The sequence below is a fragment of the Streptococcus mitis genome (assembly GCF_001579045.1).
GTDB classification, from domain to species: Bacteria; Bacillota; Bacilli; order Lactobacillales; family Streptococcaceae; genus Streptococcus; species Streptococcus mitis_D.
Genome location: NZ_KQ970283.1, coordinates 1 through 216 on the forward strand (window position 1 = coordinate 1; position 216 = coordinate 216).

The window sequence follows — 216 nt, forward strand, 5'->3', positions numbered from 1 at the left end:
CACTGTTCAAAAATGATGGTCGCTGAAACTTCTATCGTCAAGAAAAATCACCAAATTCCTCGTATTATCAACCAAAAAATTGCGCAAAAGTTGATTGAAAAGACTTCTATGACCGATATTGCTCATCAGCTGGCCATTTCAACTTCAACTGTCATTCGAAAGCTCAATGACTTCCACTTTGAGTGTAATTTTAAACATCTGCCTGAGATTATGTCC

Annotated in this window: 1 protein-coding gene; it reads left to right on the plus strand. The window is 37.0% G+C overall.

Annotated elements, in window-relative coordinates; translation table 11 throughout:
* Positions 1–216: transposase (locus tag SMIDD28_RS10765; protein WP_196756383.1), on the plus strand; the 216-nt coding region annotated here is incomplete at both ends.